This is a genomic window from Pediococcus siamensis, from assembly GCF_047220215.1.
Taxonomy (GTDB): domain Bacteria; phylum Bacillota; class Bacilli; order Lactobacillales; family Lactobacillaceae; genus Pediococcus; species Pediococcus siamensis.
In genome coordinates this window covers 1,018,633-1,032,781 of the sequence record NZ_CP178375.1, presented here as the reverse complement: position 1 = coordinate 1,032,781, position 14,149 = coordinate 1,018,633, and the positions used below count along the sequence as shown (strand labels likewise).

Genomic DNA, 14,149 nt, shown 5'->3' with positions numbered 1-14,149 from the left:
CAAACCCCATTTAACTATAAGATGTATTGACTAAGATCTTTATCACCGGCAATGTCGCCGACTTTTTCTTCAACGTAGTGTTCCGTGATTGTAATCTCACCCATTTCCATGTCAGCACCTTCATAAAGAATATCTTCAAGTAGTTTTTCTAAAATAGTGTGCAAACGTCGGGCACCGATATTCTCAGTTTCGTGGTTCACTTTGAAAGCAATTTCGGCGATTTTATTGATGGCTTCGATCGTGAAAGTCAATTTAATATTGTCCGTCCCAACCAGAGCAATATATTGTTTGATGAGCGCGTTATTCGGCTCTGTCAAAATTTTGACAAAATCTTCTTTTGTTAAATCATTTAACTCAACCCGAATTGGGAAACGTCCTTGTAATTCTGCAATTAGGTCACTGGGTTTGGAGTCGTGGAAAGCTCCGGAGCCAATGAATAAAATATGATCTGTATTGATAGGTCCGTACTTTGTGTTAATCTGCGAGCCTTCAACGATCGGTAAAATATCCCTTTGAACGCCTTCACGAGAAACCTCACCAGAGTTCTGTTTGGAATTAGCGATAATTTTATCGATTTCATCGATAAACACGATACCTGTGTTTTCGGCACGTTGGATTGCATCGTGATAAAGGTCGCCCCGGTTGACTAGCTGTTCAGATTCTTCACGGATGAGGATTTCACGAGCTTCAGAAACGGGAACTGTTCGTCGGATCCGTTTCTTTGGAACGAGTTGATTTAAGGACTCGCCCAAATCAATTCCCATCTGGCCCATCATACCGTTCATCCCCGCATTCTGTTGCGGATCATCCATAGAAATTGTGACTTCGTTATTTTCTAATAAACCGCGTTTAAGTTGTTCTGCAACAGATAAGCGTTGGTCACGAACCTCATCGCTGACTTCTTCATTTTCTTCACTTGGAACTTCTGGGTTTTCACCGCGTTGCATTTTTTCAACCATACCCATTAAGTTCTGAAAGTCTAAACCGTTTTGCTTCTGATTAGTTGCTTTTTTCTTTGCTGGAACTAGCAGTTTGACAAGGCGATTATCAGCACGTTTTTCGGCTTCAACCCGGACATCTTTAAATTGACGCTCTTCTTCCATCCGAATAGAGACATCCACCAAATCACGAATCATGGACTCAACATCCCGGCCAACATAGCCAACTTCGGTGAATTTAGACGCTTCAACTTTAACAAAGGGGGCATCAACTACTTTAGCGAGTCGCCGCGCAATTTCTGTCTTCCCGACCCCGGTTGGTCCAATCATCAAAAGGTTCTTGGGCGTAATATCAGCCTGCATATCGGCAGATAATTGTAGGCGACGATAACGGTTACGCAAAGCAATCGAGACCGCTTTTTTAGCGTCGTCTTGGCCAATAACGTATTCATTTAGTTCTTTTACAATCTGCTTAGGTGTTTTATCGATTTCAGCCATTTTTTCTCCTCCTAAAATGATTCGGAAATAACGTGATGATTGGTAAAGATGTCAATATCACCGGCAACATTAATGGCCGTTTCAGCGATTTCTTTTGCTGATAACTGACTCGCATGCTTTTTTAATGCTTTAGCAGCCGCTAAGGCAAAGTTGCCACCAGATCCGATTGCCAAGATGCCTTCGTCCGGTTCGATAACTTCGCCGCTACCAGAGACAAGGTACATTTCATCCTTGTTCATTACAATCAGCATGGCTTCTAATTTTTGCAAGTTTTGGTCGCTGCGCCATGCCTGAGCAAGTTCTACAGAAGCCCGTTGCAAGTTTCCTGAATATTCAGATAGCTTCTTTTCGAACTTGTCCTCTAAATTAAAGGCATCAGCGACACTGCCGGCAAAGCCAACCACTACTTCGTCATTGAAAATGCGGCGGATTTTTTTGGCCGTTCCCTTCATAATATACTTTTCACCCATCGTTACCTGGCCATCACCGGCCATTGCATTCGTGCCGTTATTGTGAACGGCAATGATGGTAGTTGCTTCAAATTTTACTGACATAGGATGTGCTTCCTTTCATTATTCGTGTGTGGCACGTGGGAAAAACTTACGGTAGTTACTTTGTAAATTTTCCTGGGTCACATGGGTATAAATTTGGGTTGTCGATAAACTACTGTGGCCCAGTAGTTCTTGAACCGTACGCAAATCGGCACCGTTATTTAAAAGCTGCGTTGCGAACGTATGCCGGAGCATGTGCGGATGAATATGGCTGGTCAAACTGCTTTTGGCAATAATTTGATTGAGCACATACTCAATCCCCGTTGCGGTAATGGGGTCGCCATAATGATTAATAAACACAAAATCATGTTGTTTATGGTACTTGGCCATAATCGTTTTGCGACAACCCGATTGATAATCTTGCAAGGCACGCAAACAGTACTGGCCAAAGGGCACGTACCGCTCTTTGTCACCTTTTCCACGGATCAACATCATTTTTAAAGAAAAATCAATATTTTGCCACTGCAAGTTTGCGCATTCACTAACTCGAATCCCGGTGCCGTATAGGACTTCAAGTAATGCACTGTTACGTGGCGCTAAAATGGTATCGTCCTTGGCCGCAGCAAACAACGCGGTCATTTCTTTTTGATAAAAGAAACGTGGCAATTGTTCTTGGTGTTTTTTGAGCTTCACACCTGCAAACGGATTTTGGGTAACCAAATCGTTTTTAGCAAGAAAATTATAAAAAGAGCGCAACGAGGATAGTTTACGCGAAATCGTCGTGCGACTATACTTACGATCAAAGAGATCCGTCATGAAGACATTGACGTCTAAATGGTCAATTTTGTCGAAGGCTTTAAGCCCACCGTTAGCCCTCAAAAAAGCACAGAATTCCTCTAGGTCACTCTGATAAGCTTTAATTGTTTGTTCTGAGTATTGCCGTTCAACTCGCAAATACTCAAGGAACAATTTAATGTCATCTTGCACCATAACAAAACCTCCGTACACTTGCAACTTTAGCAAAGTACGGAGGAAAACTCAATAACAAACCCCGTTAAATATTAAGAGTTTGCGTTTTATTTACTTTTGAACGGCTTCCTCGTAATCACCATTAGGGCAAACAATTTGTTTACCACCTTTGACCTTCTTTTCTACTAAGAAATGGCCATCCTTAGGACAATCACGGCCGATCGGTTTGTCCCAAGAGACAAAATCACAATCGGGATAGCGTGAGCAACCATAAAATAAGCGACCACGTTTAGATTTCCGTTCAATAATCTGACCTTCGTGACACTCCGGACAAGTGACACCAATTTCTTTGACGATCGCTTTAGTGTTACGGCAGTCTGGAAAACGTGAGCAGGCATAGAATTTCCCGTAGCGTCCCATTTTCACAACCATAGGTGAGCCACAGACATCGCAATCAAAGCCAGCTGGTTCGTCTTTGATTTGGACGGATTCCATGTTCTCTTCCGCATGTGAGACTTCTTTAGAGAAAGGTTGATAAAACTCATCAACGACTTTTACCCAGTTCTCCTTACCCTCTTCAATGCCGTCTAATTCACTTTCCAAATCGGCTGTGAAGGTAATGTTGACGATGTCGGGGAAAAACTCAAGAATGATTTGATTAACGATTTCACCCAGTTCCGTAGGCTCAAACCGACGCGCTACTAATTTAACGTAATAACGCCGCTGAATGGTGTCTAAAGTTGGTGCATAAGTTGACGGGCGCCCAACCCCATTTTCCTCTAGCGCCTTAATCAAATTAGCTTCACTATAACGAGCTGGCGGTTGAGTGAAATGCTGAGCCGGATTATGCTTACTAAGCTTGACTTCATCGCCTTCAACTAACTCAGGTAAAATATTGTCTTTATCTGTGCCATTCTTATAGATCTTGGTAAACCCTGCAAATTTGGTTTTGGAACCGTTCGCCCGGAAATTGACATGATTTTGTTCAATTGAGACTGACATGGTATCCATCACTTCAGGTGTCATCTGACTCGCCATGAAACGCGACCAAATCAAACTGTAGAGGCGGAACTGATCCTTAGTCAGATACTCTTTTAAATCTTCGGGCGTTCGCTTAACCGATGAGGGGCGAATGGCTTCATGAGCATCTTGTGCGCCTTCGGGTAATTTACCTTTACGTGGCTTGGTAGCCGCATACTCGGCGCCGTAGTTTTCGTGAATGAATACAGACGCTTCGTGTTTGGCAATCGATGAAATTCGGGTTGAATCGGTTCGCATATACGTAATGAGACCCACGGTGCCTTCTTTACCGATATGAATACCTTCATAGAGTTGTTGAGCAGCCATCATGGTTTTTCGCGTCCGGAAATTTAAACGGCGGTTAGCTTCCTGTTGCATGGAAGAAGTTGTAAATGGTGGTGCCGGAAATCTTTTTCGTTCCTTTTTAACGACTTTTGTAACGGTAAACGGCTTTTTCTTATCTAACTTTTGTAAGACTTTTTGTACACTATCATTGTCTGGCAGGGCTTCTTTTTTACCGTTTTCGCCATAAAAGGCGGCTTGAAATTTTTGCCGCCCCTTTTGAAATTCGGTATCGATTGTCCAGTATTCTTCTGGTTTGAAGGCTTTAATTTCATTTTCGCGTTGAATGATTAAATTTAACGCAATTGATTGAACGCGTCCAGCACTTAAGCCCTTTTTGACTTTTTTCCAAAGTAAGGGACTAATTGAATAACCCACTAGCCGGTCTAAGACACGCCGCGCCTGCTGGGCATCCACCAGATTCATATCAATTGAGCGGGGTTCTTTGAACGCATTTTTAACTGCGTCCTTCGTAATTTCATTGAAGACTACGCGGTTTTTGTCTTTAGGATCGAGCCCGAGCAAGTAGGATAAATGCCAAGCAATCGCTTCTCCTTCACGGTCCGGGTCAGATGCTAGATAAACTTTTTTGGCTTTTTTAGCTTCAGAACGCAGGTTTTTAATGACGTCGCCTTTGCCCCGAATAGAGATGTAATGCGGTTCGAAATCGTGATCCACGTCAACGCCCATTTTACTTTTGGGTAAATCACGGATGTGGCCTAAACTTGCAATTACTTTGTAAGTTCGACCGAGGTACTTTTCAATCGTCTTTGCTTTAGATGGTGATTCCACAATGACGAGCTTTTTTTTGGTTTTTGTAGCCATAACCAAACTCCTTAACTTGATCTTATGGTAGACCGATAATTGCTGCTAATTCCTAGTAATCGTATTTCATATTCTAGAATCTGTCAAATCGAAACTCTTCTATTATATCCTGAGAAACAAGTACCGGTTTGCCACCGGCTGCAATTAACTCGTTACAGCCAACTGAGAGCGGATCGGTAATTTTACCGGGGACCGCAAGCACGTTACGGTTATTTTGTAGCGCCAAATTAGCGGTAATCAGACTGCCACTATGCTGCTTGGCCTGGATGACACACAAGGTTTCACACAGACCTGCAATGATCCGATTACGTTCCACAAAGTGATGTCGTTTCGGTCCGGCGCCTAAGGGGTACTCGCTAAGAACCAATTGATGCTTAGCCATATAAGTTTGTAAATTCTTATTCTGGCGGGGATAAAAGTGGTCCAGTCCCGTACCAATGACGCCAATGGTGTGACCTCTTTGCCGAAGGGTCTCTTGATGTGAAAAACTGTCAATTCCGGCTGCCAACCCGCTCACTACCGCGATATGGTGCTTAACGATGTCTGGCAGAAGATATTTAAGACTAAGCTGCCCGTAGCTATCGGCCAAACGTGCCCCCACAATGCCTAATAAGGGAAAGCGCAAAAGCCCCAATTGTCCTTGATAAAAGAGCACAATTGGAGCTTCAAAACTTTCTCTTAGTTGGAGCGGATAAGCTGGATCACTGATGGTGATAAAAGAAACGGTTGCCAAATGTTTTTCATAAGCGGCTTGTAATCGCTGTGAAGTAAAGTCTTCTTGAAATCTAGTGCGGTTTTGAGGACTGATGAATTGCAATTCAATCAATGCCTCCGCTGTTATCGTACACTCCGACGCCTGAGAATGGCCGTGATGCCACCACTGCCAAAATTTAGTTTCACCGTTTTGACCAATCCCGTGACATAAGTGTAATTTCAATAAAAAGTTTCTAATTTGCAAAATATTCACCTCATTGGTAAATACGCAAAGTTTAGAAAAAACTATCGATAGTTCGGCACTGGTGAAAAGGTGAGACGATGAATTGGTGTCACTCCAAGTTTTTCTAATCCAGCTAGGTGTTTAGCTGTGCCATAGCCAACGTTTTCTTCAAAGTCATATCCAGGGTATACTTCCCCATACCAAGCCATTAAGTGGTCCCGATAAACCTTAGCCACAATACTGGCAGCACCAATACTGGCACTTTTGGCGTCCCCTTTAAGCATTTTCTTTTTAGGCAAATCAAGCGGCACATCGACAGCGTCAACTAACAGAGCCTGGGGATGCACCGGCAATGCAAGCACGGCCTTTTTCATAGCTTGGCGCGTCGCCTGAAGAATATTCAGTTGATCAATAACCGCTGGTGACGAGGTACCAATGCCAACTGCGACTGCTTGTTCAATAATTTGCGGATACAGTCGTTCCCGAGTTGTTTTTGATAATTGCTTAGAATCATTAACCTCAATTAAGGAAAAATTGTGTGGCAAGATAACGGCTGCCGTGACAACAGGCCCCGCCAAGCACCCTCGCCCGACTTCATCCACACCAGCGACCAGATTTAAACCTTGTTGCCAAGCATGCCGTTCCAAAGTCAGGCGCTGTTGAAATTGGGCTGTCAGCAACTGTTGCTTTGCCAGGCGGTGATGAGCCTGCTGCAACAACTTTTGAACGCCTAATCGTGAATCGTCTGCATAAGTGGTTAATAGCGGATCGTCTGACCGCGTAATTTGTGCCAATTGTGTTTTTATCGCCTTAATCGTCAGTTGTTTTTGCATGATTGAGTTCCTCAACCCGGTCCAGTGTGAACCGGCCGAGCTTGCCTTTGCGCGCATCCAGCATGATACGATTACTTGCACGCTCGTAATCGTCACCCATTCCCAGAAACTTGGTAATTTTGAGTAAAAGATCTGGGATGGTGAGTTCGAAGTCTTGATCGGTTAATTTATAACGTGTCTTAAGGGGTTCTGGATAATAGCGCCTAAAGAAATCCAACCCAAAAATTGCCACATCGTCGCTGGCAAATAATTTCTCCTTGATTGCACCGGTGAAGGCGAGCTTTTGACCAATACGTTGATCTTCAAATTTAGGCCACAAGATTCCGGGAGTGTCAAGCAACGCCAACCCGTTTTTTGATTTAAGCCATTGTTGATTTTTGGTGACGCCCGGCCGATCTGCCGTTTTGGCGATTTTTTTATTTACAAGATGGTTCAAAAGCGTCGATTTTCCGACGTTGGGGATGCCTACACAAACAGCACGAATGGTTTGTTGTTGTAACCCCCGATTACTCTTGTTTTGCAAACGTTCCGCCAAAATCTCAGTGGCTGCCTTTAACACGTCGCGCTCAATTGTTCGCGCGCGTGAGTCCACGGCAATGGCTGCCTGACCTTGGTCGTGATAATAAGTCAACCACTGTTTGGTTGTAGCGGGGTCCGCTAAATCACTCTTGGTAAGAATTAAGAGATGTGGTTTTTGTTGAATGATTTCTTTTACTTTAGGATTACGGGACGATTCAGGAATACGGGCGTCAACCAGTTCAAAAATAATATCGACTAAATGTAGTTTTTCCTGGATTTCTCGGATGGCCTTGGCCATGTGCCCCGGATACCATTGAATGTTAGCCATGTTAATTTCCTCCTTTTAGCCCGAATTTAATGGACCAAAATTGTATTTGCTCCCCTGTATGTTTTGGCAAGCAGACTTTTATTTGATAGCTATATCTATTTATTAGCACTTAGTTTTAAAAAAGAAAAGGCAAATCGTAGCCTTTGTGAGCAAGCTTTATTTTACCATACTCGTCAAACCAAACTGTGCAAGTTGATGCACCTTGATGCGCAAACTTTTTAACAATTGAAAAGTGATACGGAAAAGTGGCGTGCAGTTTTCTATAAGTTCTAGTTTTAGCGCAATGACAAGGTTTTTATTGAGAATTTCGGTGGAAACCTCTTTGTTAGTGTCTCTCATTCGCTATCTGGCTCCTCACACTCTAAAAAGTAAAATTATTCATTTTCTTTATCAAAAGAGCTATCTTTTATTGCAAAAAAAACGAAATCACTCACTCTGTAAAACAATCACTTATTCTTTTTCCAGTCCATTTACCACCTCGTATTATAAAATTATCGTCCGGCAAACACACTATAATTCAGTATTTATTATTAATGAATATGTATCGATCTTGTTTTAACACCGGGAAAATTGCTTCAACTTCTAGTGTGGGCAAAGGAGTCAAATAACTTGATGTTCACGACTAGACGGAAAAGTTAACTCTCTTTTGCGGTCTCAAATTGCGGGATATCTTCTCTGAAAGAATTCCATGTTACTATTATAATAGTTTTAATTGATCATCAATTGGGGTGAAGGCAAAATGGCTATAAAAAAAGATACAGAGTACGTTTTACTTTTTGAAAAGTACAAAAAATTGGTGCAAAATCAAATTCCGATCGAAACGATTCCGGCAAATGAAACGTTGTTGCTGCAAGGTAAAATCTCGCACTACCTTTATTTCATTAAAAAAGGTGCACTACGACTTTGGCACAATGATGGTGACAAAGATGTGACTGTTCAGTTCTTTTTTGAAAATCAAATGGTTTCTGCTTTTGAGTCTCTTTTTTTGGATACCGAAAGTTTGTATTCTATTGAATCAATGGAAAAAACAACCGTTTATAAACTTGATAAGCAAAGTATTTTTAAGCTAATGGAAAATACGCCTGAATTTCAAAGGGATGTGTTAACTTTTGTCTGCGAGCGGTTTATTGCTTACCAACACTATTTTTTGTCGCGTATTAAGGATTCTCCTGAGGCGAGATACCGCGATCTAGTGCAACATCAGCCACAGATTGTTGAACGTGTCTCTCAACACTATATTGCGTCTTATCTAGGTATTACACCAGTTTCTTTAAGTCGGATAAAAAATCGACAGTAATTAACAAATGTTAATGAGCGTTTCGGAAAAGCCGTTTATAGTTAGATTTGTCAATCAGATAAATCTAAAATTCGAAATGGAGATCTTTTTTATGAAAAACGCAGTTATCGTATACTATCATCCCTATCAGGGAAGCTTTTGTCATGCAATTTTGGAAGCCACCACTAAAGGACTGAAAAATAGTGGCTATCAAGTTGATGTGATTGACCTACAGGCAGACAAGTTTGATCCTGTCATGTCCAGCACTGATTTGTTAGCCTTTGTCAAACATCAAATGGTTGATGAACAGGCTTTGGATTATGTGAAGCGTCTCAAAAAAGCTTCTAAGCTTGTCTTTATTTTTCCAATTTGGTGGGAACTCATGCCGGCAATGGTTAAAGGCTTTATTGATAAAGTAATCTTCCCAGGAAGTACCTATGAGTATGCCAAAACCATTACTGGCATGAAAACGGCCTTGCCATTTCTAAAACAAACTCAGGTTATTACTACCATGAATACCCCTAAATACGTTTATCAGTTCATCTTTGGTAATGCGGTTAAGAAAGCCCTTGTCACCGGAACGCTTAAGAAGACAGGGCTAAAAAATGTTAAGTGGCTTAACCTTACTGGTGTCAAGTCGCGGAGTGACGAGAAACGCCAATTATGGTTAACAAAAATTGAACAAAACATGGCAAAATAACGTGCAGTTCTCTGTTAACGTTTATTTTAAAGACCAGTGACAAGGTTAGCTCTTGAGGACTTCAGTGAAATCCTCTTTTTTTATTACCACGAATCCTCCGTTGAAATTTGAAGTGGCCATTACAAAATAGCCTGTCTTTTCGCATAATAATGGTGACCTTTTTTGGTTTCAGAAACTGTTCGGACAAATGGGATCATGACGGTTCAGTGCTTGAGACTAAATCATTACGAATACCTTAAATTTAAAGTCCTTAAGGTCTTGTATGGCTGAATAAATATGATTGATATGAATATGATTGGTACTGAGGGGAATACACAAAAAAAGCCATCCTCAGGTGAAGATGACTAATAATAATAAACTAAAAATTAATCCTACAGGTAGCATAAACCTGTTATACGCTACTTTCATTCTTTATTTTAATACTTTGTTTTCTAATATCGGCTATCTGGTTTTGGGAAATCTTTTTTGGGGGGTTCCTTACGCTTAGTTTGATAGGCAACTTTTTCCTTACTAACCTTATTGATAAGGTATTCATTTGAGAAGAAATATTTCGTCTATAAATGAAACCAACTTCGCAATGGAGTCAATAGATCAACGCGAGCAAATACGACGCCATTTTTGTATTACCATTACCAGTACGTTGCTTTTAGCAATCTTTGAGGCTGGCTTACCACTTCCAGAGGAACCACCAATGTTTTTACTGATTTATGTTCACCTAGAGAGAACGTTCTTGAAATATTGTGTACCGCTATATTCCTGAAAAACGTGTTTTATTCATGTATATCATCCATTTTTGAGTCTCCCAAGTGTACTAAAGCGGTATTGCCTAACACAACTAATCCATAAATTATTCCTAGTTTTGATGACACTTTATTTGTAACCAATAATGTGACCGTTGCGAATATAACTAGCTCAATTAGAATACGAACCAATAAGTTTGCTCTTCTGGATGATGCAGGCGCAACAAAAGTCGACCATACTAAACTAAATATAATTGGCAAAATCACCCCAATCAATCAACTTAATGGGAAATTAAATTTCATATAGCCAATCACTATCAATACTATAACGGTAAACACTTCAATTAAAAATCGTAATATAGCATTGATCATAAATAGTTGTAGCATGGTTCTTTCCTAACAAGCTTTGTTTGCCAGTCTTAAAGTTCGTTTTTCATCATATCTAGAGTCAGCTTCAAGCTTTGTCTCATCTCCAACGGGCACCCAGATAAGAGAAGAACACCACTTAAAATTAAAATCATGACACCTAAAAAATTGTGCTTCTTTTGTCACCCATATTTATAAACTTATAGTATGCTTCCATCAAATTTATTAACTGTATCATTGCAGAAACCAGTGATATTGTAACTCAAAAAACAATCACCAATCCCATTCTTTAATCCTCAGGCAAGTCCTAATGCAATGAAAAAAACTTCAAAATTAGATTTAGAAGAAACTTTCTTCAATAATACCCAATCAATTAAAGACATAAATATGAAGCTAACAAGGGAAAATCATGAAATGGCAATAACTTGAAACATTATGAGTTGTTGGGACATATCTAAAGTTTGTTTCAATGTTATGAATTCAACGTTAATCCCCCACTTTTTTAATGAGTTCGTAAAAGTCAAAGATTGCCCCATTAGAATTTTGCTTTCTTTCATTAACTATGGTAAATCCCGCTCGGTTGTACACTTTTAAGGCGCGTTGGTTAAAAGTTGCAACAGATAAGAGCATAGACTCGAAACTGGTTTTTTCTTTTAAAAAGTTTTCAATTTTTTCCATAAGTTCTGAACCATGACCTTGACCTACCAAAGTTGGCGCCATTCCTAAACCTATTTCTGCACTAATCTCGCTATTTGCCTCTATGCAAAAGAAAGCCGTTAATTCACCTCTGTTATTTAATATTTGAAAATACTTATCGCCACGCTTTTCTGGTGACATAATCTCCTCGTAATCTTCAAGATCATTTTTCATATCATAAAAAGAATACTCACCTTGATAGTGCCAGAGATTTGCGATTTGCTCAGCATTGGGCTGAGTTAACTTTTCTATTACTTCAAAATTATTGCTCATTTATTCTTCCTCCCTTAATTTGGTGGCAACTGAAACGCCAACTAAGATCATTAACGACATCAATAGTAGAACTAAAGATATGTTAGTTTTACTGAGTATAAATCCTAAAAGCCCCGTTCCGATGGGGGCCGCAACTGTAAACAGTGAAGTTACGGTGGTAAACATCGCAATTCTTCCGTTTTCTGGAACCATTTCAAGTAGCCAAGCATCCATTGAACTATCTACAAATGCCATGAGCACACCTAAACCAGAAACCTCAATAATTGAAATAAGCCAGTTTGAAGTAAAAGATAAGCCAAATAATATCACTGAGCAACCCAGAAAACCAAATACTACTATAGGCTTAATTCGCCATTTGCTGGCAACAATCCCAAATAATAATGAACCTAAGATCATTCCCCCCGTTAATCCTCCATCCATGAATCCATAAATCATTGCCCCTTCTTTTAAAACAGAATGAACAAATGTAGTCAACATAATATCTAATGGTGCAAATGAGATATTCACAATAACAGCCAAAATTATGATGCCAATTAATACTTTTGAACGTGCTATATGTTTAATTGTATCAATAAAAGAGAAATTTAGATCTCCATTGTCCTCGTTTATACTAGCTCTAGACTGTAGCATGCTAGAAAATAGACTTGAAAAAGCAAATAATACTGAAATTATTAAAAATAATATTAAATAATTAAACTTATCGAATAAAAACCCACCAATAGTTATTCCAATCAATTCAAATGCTGCGGTAACACTATTAGAAATTCCTACCCAAGAACTAATCTTTGAATTCTGTACTATATCAGGAATGATCGTTGTAGTGGCGGCTGTACGTAACTGTTCGAACACTTGTAAAAGTATATTTACCAAAACCGCAACGCTAACCCCAATAGAGGAGTTACAGGTAATTGTAATTAGAATAAATAACATTGTTCTAATAAAATCACTAACTGTCATCAAGAACTTTGATCCTTTTTTATTGGCGAATGTAGAAATGAAAACCGCAAACATCGCCGGTAAAGATTGTAAAACTCCCGTAAGCACAAGAATTGACACTTTTTCTGTAGTCTGTAAGACATACCAGTAAATGGCTAAGGCCGAAGCACTATTGGCAGCAGATGAAAACGATACCGATATAAAATATTTAACAATTTCCGAATTTACTTTTGTATGTATTCTGTTCATTATGGCCTCCAGGATTTGAATACTTCAAATGTCTGCTTCTTTCATTAAATAATTCAACCACACCTCTATATTTTTTAGGCACGGGTCATCTTTATTTATTAATAAATTTAAATACGTGCCGGCATGTGGAACCATAATGCCAGAAAGTTCAATTTTGGACAATTTTTAACGTTTCAGGCATTAATTTTTTGAGAGAAATTCCTGATTTATTAGAGCACTTTGAGTACAGAAATGACACACTTTATCAGTATTAACTTCTTCTATTGCACATTACTTTAATTAGGTTTGTTAATAATGCCTCTTGTAAGAAAAAAGTTTCTTCTGTTTGCAATGCTTATTTTTTATAACAAGACATTGTGTCAATAGTTCCACAAAAGTATCCAATAATCTTATTATCAATAGAAATTTCATTTTAGTTTAAGAACCTTCGTAGTGCCGCCACTAGATCAGTAGAAGAGCTCGACAGCCTTTCTCTTCTGGAATTTTACTTGAAACAACAACCCTACCCGATTTTGATATTTAAAATTCTTCCACCAAAAATGATGTACAAATAGCTCTTTACTTATGGTTAGGCGCTACTCATATCTTTCCGGAACCATTGAGGGGTAGATAGAAGATTTGACTTCGAGTCAATTCGTTTCGATCGTTCTGCAATGTTATCTAAATTAGTAAAATTATTAACTTTCATTGAGGTCATATTTACAAAGTTTTCACGCAAAAGATAGATTATCAATGTTCCTATTGGCATGTGGTATTCCGATGTTAAAAATTTTATCTCCTAATAATTCATATCTATCCTAGGTAGTGTTCCTTCTTGTAAATCAAAGTCACTTCTATCAATGGCATCATAAAAAATTTATACGGTGTTTTACAATTAGTGGTTGTCGAGAAATAATCTACAATCGCAGATAAAACTTGATTCAACACAGCGATTAAATTTATTAAAGTAAACTTTACATTGTATACATTTTTACTTGCAATGACTTTTATTATCGAATTTCTCAACCGTTCAGGATTAATACTGCTATTTTTTACAATGAGGGCATCTTTTGATTGAACAATCTCCCCTGGCCATTCTCTACTTTTAAAAGTCTGACTACTCGTTACCCTCTTTTGTTTTATACTGACAGCAATTGGTCTAATGCCAGCTACATCCATAAATTCTGACGCTTTAATATGGCATTGAAGATGGCATTGAAGCATTTTTGATGGC

The 14,149-nt window shown here is 39.4% G+C and carries 14 protein-coding genes; 2 read left to right on the top strand and 12 right to left on the bottom strand.

Features of this window, described 5'->3' with window-relative positions:
* Nucleotides 1-14: 14 nt before the first annotated feature.
* The 8 genes from hslU to ACLJJ6_RS04905 form a co-directional block, all read right to left on the bottom strand.
* Nucleotides 15-1,436, bottom strand: a complete 1,422-nt coding sequence (gene hslU / locus ACLJJ6_RS04940) for an ATP-dependent protease ATPase subunit HslU (RefSeq protein WP_412990318.1) — start codon at nt 1,434-1,436, stop codon at nt 15-17.
* Between the two features lie 11 nt (nt 1,437-1,447).
* Nucleotides 1,448-1,990, bottom strand: a complete 543-nt coding sequence (hslV, locus tag ACLJJ6_RS04935; protein ID WP_412990316.1) for an ATP-dependent protease subunit HslV — start codon at nt 1,988-1,990, stop codon at nt 1,448-1,450.
* A gap of 18 nt (nt 1,991-2,008) precedes the next feature.
* Complete coding sequence (gene xerC / locus ACLJJ6_RS04930; protein ID WP_412990315.1) at nt 2,009-2,917, bottom strand: tyrosine recombinase XerC; 909 nt, start codon at nt 2,915-2,917, stop codon at nt 2,009-2,011.
* Between the two features lie 90 nt (nt 2,918-3,007).
* On the bottom strand, nt 3,008-5,083 hold the full coding sequence (topA, locus tag ACLJJ6_RS04925; protein ID WP_412990314.1) for a type I DNA topoisomerase: 2,076 nt from the start codon (nt 5,081-5,083) through the stop codon (nt 3,008-3,010).
* A gap of 73 nt (nt 5,084-5,156) precedes the next feature.
* A complete protein-coding gene (gene dprA / locus ACLJJ6_RS04920; RefSeq protein ID WP_412990313.1) occupies nt 5,157-6,050 on the bottom strand; it encodes a DNA-processing protein DprA in 894 nt (297 codons plus the stop codon).
* 32 nt (nt 6,051-6,082) lie between these two features.
* Nucleotides 6,083-6,853, bottom strand: coding sequence for a ribonuclease HII (locus ACLJJ6_RS04915; RefSeq protein WP_412990312.1), 771 nt, complete (start codon nt 6,851-6,853; stop codon nt 6,083-6,085).
* On the bottom strand, nt 6,831-7,700 hold the full coding sequence (gene ylqF, locus ACLJJ6_RS04910) for a ribosome biogenesis GTPase YlqF (RefSeq protein ID WP_412990311.1): 870 nt from the start codon (nt 7,698-7,700) through the stop codon (nt 6,831-6,833). The genes ACLJJ6_RS04915 and ylqF overlap by 23 nt, the downstream gene beginning before the upstream one ends.
* A gap of 156 nt (nt 7,701-7,856) precedes the next feature.
* Nucleotides 7,857-8,039 (bottom strand): hypothetical protein, encoded by a 183-nt coding sequence (locus ACLJJ6_RS04905; RefSeq protein WP_412990310.1) that lies wholly within the window; start codon nt 8,037-8,039, stop codon nt 7,857-7,859.
* A 400-nt stretch (nt 8,040-8,439) separates the two neighbouring features.
* Here ACLJJ6_RS04905 and ACLJJ6_RS04900 point away from each other — a divergent pair, with 400 nt between their 5' ends.
* Both ACLJJ6_RS04900 and ACLJJ6_RS04895 read left to right on the top strand, forming a co-directional pair.
* A complete protein-coding gene (locus ACLJJ6_RS04900; protein WP_412990309.1) occupies nt 8,440-8,997 on the top strand; it encodes a Crp/Fnr family transcriptional regulator in 558 nt (185 codons plus the stop codon).
* A 91-nt stretch (nt 8,998-9,088) separates the two neighbouring features.
* Nucleotides 9,089-9,676: an NAD(P)H-dependent oxidoreductase gene (locus tag ACLJJ6_RS04895; RefSeq protein ID WP_412990308.1), complete on the top strand. Its 588-nt coding sequence runs from the start codon at nt 9,089-9,091 to the stop codon at nt 9,674-9,676.
* Nucleotides 9,677-10,446: 770 nt separating this feature from the next.
* Here the strand turns inward: ACLJJ6_RS04895 and ACLJJ6_RS04890 are convergent.
* From ACLJJ6_RS04890 to ACLJJ6_RS04875, 4 genes are all read right to left on the bottom strand, one after another.
* Nucleotides 10,447-10,683 (bottom strand): DUF2568 domain-containing protein, encoded by a 237-nt coding sequence (locus ACLJJ6_RS04890; RefSeq protein WP_412990307.1) that lies wholly within the window; start codon nt 10,681-10,683, stop codon nt 10,447-10,449.
* Between the two features lie 585 nt (nt 10,684-11,268).
* Nucleotides 11,269-11,751 (bottom strand): GNAT family N-acetyltransferase, encoded by a 483-nt coding sequence (locus ACLJJ6_RS04885; protein ID WP_412990305.1) that lies wholly within the window; start codon nt 11,749-11,751, stop codon nt 11,269-11,271.
* On the bottom strand, nt 11,752-12,936 hold the full coding sequence (locus ACLJJ6_RS04880; RefSeq protein WP_412990304.1) for an MFS transporter: 1,185 nt from the start codon (nt 12,934-12,936) through the stop codon (nt 11,752-11,754).
* A gap of 792 nt (nt 12,937-13,728) precedes the next feature.
* Nucleotides 13,729-14,094, bottom strand: coding sequence for a hypothetical protein (locus tag ACLJJ6_RS04875; RefSeq protein WP_412990303.1), 366 nt, complete (start codon nt 14,092-14,094; stop codon nt 13,729-13,731).
* Between the last annotated feature and the right edge of the window lie 55 nt (nt 14,095-14,149).